The sequence below is a fragment of the Microcoleus sp. K1-B1 genome (assembly GCF_036704705.1).
Lineage (GTDB): Bacteria > Cyanobacteriota > Cyanobacteriia > Cyanobacteriales > Microcoleaceae > Microcoleus.
In genome coordinates this window covers 1-6,641 of record NZ_JAUBSH010000158.1, presented here as the reverse complement: position 1 = coordinate 6,641, position 6,641 = coordinate 1, and the positions used below count along the sequence as shown (strand labels likewise).

The 6,641-nt window shown below is 48.4% G+C and carries 4 protein-coding genes; all 4 read left to right on the top strand.

The window, feature by feature from the left end:
- Positions 1-120: 120 nt before the first annotated feature.
- Entirely contained in the window at positions 121-294 is a 174-nt protein-coding gene (locus tag QUA83_RS29675) for a hypothetical protein (RefSeq protein ID WP_333297759.1), read from the top strand.
- A 118-nt stretch (positions 295-412) separates the two neighbouring features.
- Complete coding sequence (locus QUA83_RS29670) at positions 413-817, top strand: DUF4347 domain-containing protein (RefSeq protein ID WP_333297758.1); 405 nt, start codon at positions 413-415, stop codon at positions 815-817.
- A gap of 883 nt (positions 818-1,700) precedes the next feature.
- Positions 1,701-5,177 carry a DUF4347 domain-containing protein gene (locus tag QUA83_RS29665; protein WP_333297757.1) on the top strand — a complete coding sequence of 1,159 codons (3,477 nt, stop codon included), beginning with the start codon at positions 1,701-1,703 and terminating at the stop codon, positions 5,175-5,177.
- A gap of 780 nt (positions 5,178-5,957) precedes the next feature.
- A partial coding sequence (locus QUA83_RS29660; RefSeq protein WP_333297756.1) for a DUF4347 domain-containing protein occupies positions 5,958-6,641 on the top strand: 684 nt, incomplete at its 3' end.

Here is a 6,641-nt window from a genome sequence, read left to right as displayed (position 1 = left end):
TTATTCTCTCCCGGCGCGGTGGCTTTAGTTCTTCTCAAAGCCACCGTTCTCATCTTTATTTAGTCTAAAGTACAGTACTAAGTGTCATACCCTTTTAGATTTTAGATTTTACATGGGGGAATGACTGAAGACTATCGAGGTTTGAAGCGCCGGCTTACGGTGGGATTCTTTTGTGAAAGTGGGATCACGGATAGGATACCGGATCGATCGGTAATTGCGCCTTTGCCGGAAGTAAGGGAAAACACGCAGAATATAAATTCCGTGCGATCGCGGATGGCAGTGCTGCAGAAATAGGGGAAACTGATAGATAGGTGAAATAAGAATGAGCGAAATAAACAAGGTCGCTGGCAGTTTCAGAAGCTCTGAATCCAAGGCTGTATCTACCGCTAAACTCACTTTTGGAGGACGGAATATGTTGACTTCTTTAAGGGAAACGACTCCCGCCTCGGAATACGCAAATTCCCCATCCAAAAGCTTTGCATTCAAGGACTCCAGCATCAATGAAGGTGGATATTTGGTTTCCAGAATTTTGGCTGGGGAATCTGACTGCATCGAGAAAATTACCTCGGCACTTCAAAAATATGCCTCTATCCTTAGAGAGATTGACAAAGTTGGCACAATTTCTGAGGGCCGATCGGGCCAACTGCAATTAGGCTTTGTTATCCTCAGTTCAGATTACCTGGAACCATACAAAAGTCAATTGCCAAAATCGCATACTTCTCTGACTCAAAACAGCGGACTTGGTTCGTGTTATGCCGATCGATATAGTGATACACTCAGCAACGGCGGTGGGCGCGATCGACTGTTTGCTAATTAAGGAGAGTAATTTAATGCAGAGTAAGCTGTCGCGCATTTAAAGTGTATATTCAGGGCGGGCGGGACGCCCAACCCCTACTCCCCACAAGACTTTGATTTTTTTTGACAGACAATTTAAAGACCGCAACAGCTTATGGAACGTACCGAGGGCGACTGAACTCGAATGCAATTGTAATTAGGGACGCAGGGGCGATCGCAATCAACGATTAGATCTGACTCAATCTGCAATCATATCAATTCGCGCTGAATAATTTGAATCACGTTTGTAGTGAGGTGGGCAGTCCTCACAGTGTCGGTAGCCCCCCATAAGCCAATTGATTTCCCGCGATGGGTTCCACTTAATATTAGACCGTTTTGACTGTTAGTAAATGCGACCAAACGTCCTGGTAATCAGTATTTGGGTGTACCGCCAACCTAGCAGCTTCAAAGCATATAGAATTCTTCAAAATATACATAATTCAGTTTTCCCTTGGATGAAATATAGCTAGGGAAACTCTAGTGCCTTGTGCCAATACGTAAAATCTCCCACTCCCATAAGAACTACTAAATATAAGAGGAGTTATTCGGAGGTGAATTACCTCCCCTATTTCCGCATCCCTCAATTCAGGCTACTATTAGCAAAATCAGGTCAAAAAAAATTGGATAATAGAACCTAGATTTATTTCAAGATTGCCGATTAATATTGCGATCTATTCCCATAGATAGAGGCTCAAATTTCCATTTGACTCAAGAGGTAAAAGGCAAATGCCGAGCAAAATAAATCACTAAAAATATTTTTAAAATGAGACCATTTCCAAATTTGGGTGTTAAGATATAATCAAATAAGCCTGATGAGATTACTCCGGGGTGTATCTACTAATAATGCCCTTAATGGAGTCTCCAATATGAGTTCTACAGTCGCTCAAGTTAACTCAAAATCTGCTTTGAAAAAAATGCCACTGCGCTCCTTAGTCTTCATTGACTCCGGCGTGGAAGATTACGAGTCAATTACAGCGGGAGTGCTGCCAGGACAGCAGGTAGTAATACTCGATCGCACCAAAAACGGCATCGAACAAATCACCTCCGAGATGGAAAAATACGCCTCTACTAACGGGGCGATAGACTCGGTTCACATTATTTCTCACGGCAGTTCAGGCAGCCTACAATTAGGCAGTACCGCTCTGGGTTCAGATAACATAGAGCAATACAAAAGCCAGTTGGAAAAGTGGCAAACTTCACTAGCCCCAGAAGCAGACATCATGCTCTACGGCTGCGATGTAGCAGGCGGTACAGGTGCTAATTTCGTTAATCGATTCAGTCAATTAACCGGGGCTGACGTTGCGGCATCTACCGACACAACCGGCCGTGGCGGCAACTGGAATTTAGAATTTGCTAAGGGCAAAATTGAATCTCCCTTAGCCTTGGGGTCCGAGGCTATGGCACGTTACCAAGGTGATTTAGCTACGATCGTAGTAGCCAACAATAGCGATAGCGGGCCAGGCTCATTAAGGGCTGCGATCGCCACCGCTGTTGCCGGCGATATCATTACCTTCGCTCCAGGTTTAGCCAGCCAAACCATTACCCTCACCAGCGGTCAACTCGATATTCCCGTTGGCAAAAACATCACGATTGACGGCGCCGCCGCACCGGGTTTAACTATCAGTGGTAACAACGCATCCCGCGCCTTTTTTGTCAATGCCAACGTGGCGACTGCTACTAATTTTGAGGTCAAAAACCTCATTATTACTAACGGCAAAACTACGGATCGAGGTGGCGCGATCGGCACAACCGACGAAGTAAACCTCACCGTAGAAAACGTTCAGTTCAACAACAACGTCGCCGATAAAGGCGGTGGCGCAATTTTCGGTAATTTCAACAATACCCTGACTGTTACCAACAGTAAATTCACTGGCAACGTAGCCACCGCAGCTAACGATGAACGCGGTGCAGGTGCGATCGGCTTTTTGAGTTTCAAAACTATTACAGTCACCAACAGCGAATTTACCAACAACAAAGGAATTAACGGCGGGGCGATTAACAGCCTTCAAGGTAAGCTGACAATTGACAACTCCCGATTCATCGGCAACGACACCACGGCAGCCACTTTCGCCACAGGGCAGCCCAATTCTTTCTTAAGGGGTTTCGGCGGCGCACTTTATACCGATCGAGCCAGCAATCCCAGCGAAGCTTCCGGCACAATTAAGATTACCAATAGCGTATTTCAAGACAATAAAGGTCGAGGTGAAGGAGGCGCAGCTTATCTGTTCACCGGCAGCCAAGACAGCGTAAGTATTGCAGACAGCACATTCCAAAACAACGAAATTCTGTCGCTTCCCAACGGTGGAAATGCTGGAAACGGTGGTGGGGTAACGATTTTGAGCGACAGCACCAACCAGGGATTGACCATTACCAACACCACCTTTGCGGGCAACAAAGCCGGCAATCAAGGTGGCGGCCTGTGGATGCGAAATGCCCCTACTACGATTACTAACAGTACGTTTTCTGGCAACTCCACGGCGTTTGCTGCTGGTGATTTCAACAAACTCGGCGGTGCAATGACTCTTGGTGCACCCACAACCATTCTCAACACGACGATCGCCGATAATTCTGCAGGCTGGGTTGGTGGAGGTATCTTCGCCGCTGCCAATAATGTCACCCTCAAAAACACGATTCTTGCCAACAATACAGCGGCTAACGGAGGAAACCCTTGGGGCATTCAGCAACACGCCACCGCCCAATATAGCGATCAAGGAGGGAATTTTCAGTGGCCGCTGATTGCCACCGATACCAAGGTGACGACAAGTGTGACGATCGCAGACCCCTTACTTGGCCCTTTGCAAACCCTCAACGGCGCTTTAGTCAGGCCGTTGCTGACAGGAAGTCCGGCAATTGATAAAGGGATTGCCACCGGCGCACCCACTACGGATCAGCGTGGCGTGACTCGCCCTCAAGATGGGGACAGCATTCCAGGTGCGATCGTGGACAGCGGATCTTTTGAATTGGGAGGTAGTGTCGTCCCGGCGCCAACTCCGACACCCGCGCCTGCGCCAACTCCGACACCCGCGCCTGCGCCAACTCCGACACCTGCCCCGGCGCCAACTCCGACACCCGCGCCTGCGCCAACTCCGACACCCGCGCCTGCGCCAACTCCGACACCCGCGCCTGCGCCAACTCCGACACCTGCCCCGGCCCCAACTCCGACTGAGACTCCTGCGCCAACTCCGACGCCCGAACCTGCGCCTACTCCCACACCGGAACCTGCGCCTACTCCCACACCGGAACCTGCGCCTACTCCCACACCGGAACCTGCGCCAACTCCGACGCCCGAACCGGTGCCTACTCCCACACCTGCGCCGACTCCGCCGCCGACACCAACTCCCGCACCGACTCCAACTCCGGCCTCGGATGGTTCCCTGCTCGATGACCTCAACGCCCCGGAACTAGATCCTGCCACCATCACCCCCAACCCCGTCCAACAAACTATCAACGGCGGCGAGGATAACGATTTCATCATGGGCGGTGTCATCAACGAGTCAATTAACGGACAAGCCGATAACGATACTCTCTACGGCATGGGCGGCAATGACAACATTGACGGCGGCGCAGATAACGACTCAATCTTCGGCAATCAAGGCAGCGATTTCATCTCTGGCGACGCTGGCAACGATACCATCTACGCTGGCAAAGATAATGACACTGTTGTTGGTGGTGAGGGCGACGACTTTTTGAGGGGAGATCTCGGCAATGATACCGTTGCCGGCGGCGTTGGTAACGACAGCATTTTCGGCGGTAAAGATGACGATATCTTGCTGGGTGAAGATGGCGACGACTACATTTTAGGCAACTTAGGAAATGACACAATTAATGCTGGAAACGGCAACGATATTGCCTTTGGCAATGAAGGTGCAGACCTGATTTTTGGCTTATTGGGAAATGACACCCTGTACGGCGGCAAAGAAAACGACAGTCTCGATGGTGGTGAGGGCAACGACTTACTCTTGGGCGGCAATGAAAACGATGTGCTGTTCGGCGACACCGATAACGATACGCTTTACGGCGGCAAGGCTAATGATATCCTTAGCGGCGGTGCTGGGGACGATTTCCTTTCCGGGGATGTTGGGGATGATACATTGACTGGTGGTTCGGGAAATGATGTGTTTTTCCTCAATCAAAGTTTGGGTAGCGACATTATTACGGATTTCCGCAAGGGAGAGGATTTAATTGGGTTGAGTTCTGGTTTGAGTTTTAATCAACTCAGTATTACTTCCAGCAACAATCAAACTTTGATTACTGTGACGGACACCAATCAATTGTTGGCGAAGCTTAACAATATTACCCCCGGTATTCTCAGCGCTAGCGATTTCACTCAGGTAACAATCTAACTGCTTGGGGTAGGGTGCGCTATAAGCAGCCAGCCCGTTTAAAAGTGGTGAAGAAAGCTCTCAAACTCCTGAAATTTGGTGAATGACGTTAGCGTCGCCCGCCCCTACGGGGGCTACGCCAACGAATAGGAGCGATCGATCTGATTCTTTTCAAGTGCGATCGGTAATAAATCTTGTTTATTGCCGATCGCCCCCACCTAGAATGAGGCACATCCGTCTATTGCAATCCTGAGCTGGCTAGCCATAAGTAGTGCCTGAATAAAGCCAGCTTTCTCAACAATAAATTTTAGATTTTTGGGAACTTTTTTACAGGTAGGAAACAAGTTAAATTAATCAAACTTACAGGAAATTTTCCTGGTTTTCTCTAATGTGAATGTATCAGGTACTAGCTAGAGCGATTCTGAGAAATTCGGAACCCCAGAAAATCTTTTCTGAATTTTACCTGACCAAGGCTTCCCAATGGTTTGATGGACTACTTATATGGCTAAGGATGTGCATGGCAAATCTACATAGAGAGGTTCCCAGTGCCGGACTATTTACATTACAGCCTCGGCTGCCGTTAATTGCTAAAAAAATCGCAACTTTCACACAGCAAAAGCTGATTAGGGAGACAAGTGTCGGATTTCACTTAGGGATAAAATTAAAGTTTTTTCCTTGATTTTAATCTCCCAGATGGATTACCGAGGTTTTAAGTCTGCCTACTGCCTTCTGCATTTCTAGTCTTCTGCTTTCAAGGTGAATCTACCAGCAAATAGCAAACATTCTCATAGGGTATGCGAAATGAACTCAACTTTTGCCAGTATTGATTCACAATCTGCGAGCCGCAATTCTCGTTCTAAATCTATTGTCTTCATTGATTCCGAGTTAGATGCCTATCAAACTCTTGCCGATGGCGTGCTTCCCGGTACAGAGATCATCATTTTAGATAAAAATGGTAACGGAGTCGAGCAAATTACTGCGAAACTGCAAACAATTGCTGCTGCGGGGGAAACTGTAGACCAAGTTCACGTTTTTTCTCACGGCAATTCTGGCAGCTTGCAGCTAGGTTCTGCAACGCTGAGTTCGGATAATTTGCCGCAATATGAAAGCCAGTTACAAGGGTGGCGAAATGCGCTAAGCGACAAAGCAGATATTGTACTTTATGGTTGTGATGTTGCTGCGGGTTCGGGAAGCGATTTTGTCGATCGCCTGGGCGAGTTAACGGGGGCTGATATTGCGGCATCTAGCGATCGCACTGGCCGCGGTGGTAACTGGAATTTGGAGTTTGCCAAGGGTGATATTGAAGCACCGCTAGCCTTGACTCCAGAAGCAATGGCGAATTACGGAGGGACTTTAAAGACTATTACCGTTACTAACACTAATGATAGCGGGTCGGGTTCCTTGAGAGATGCGATCGCCTCCGCAGCAGCCGGCGATGCCATTGAATTTGCCTCCACACTTGCGGGCCAAACAATTACCCTCACT

What these genes read in the sequence shown, in the direction of transcription:
- QUA83_RS29675 (WP_333297759.1), top strand. Translation starts at nt 121, where the DNA reads ATGACTGAAGACTATCGAGGTTTGAAGCGCCGGCTTACGGTGGGATTC.
- QUA83_RS29670 (WP_333297758.1), top strand. Translation starts at nt 413, where the DNA reads ATGTTGACTTCTTTAAGGGAAACGACTCCCGCCTCGGAATACGCAAAT.
- QUA83_RS29665 (WP_333297757.1), top strand. Translation starts at nt 1,701, where the DNA reads ATGAGTTCTACAGTCGCTCAAGTTAACTCAAAATCTGCTTTGAAAAAA.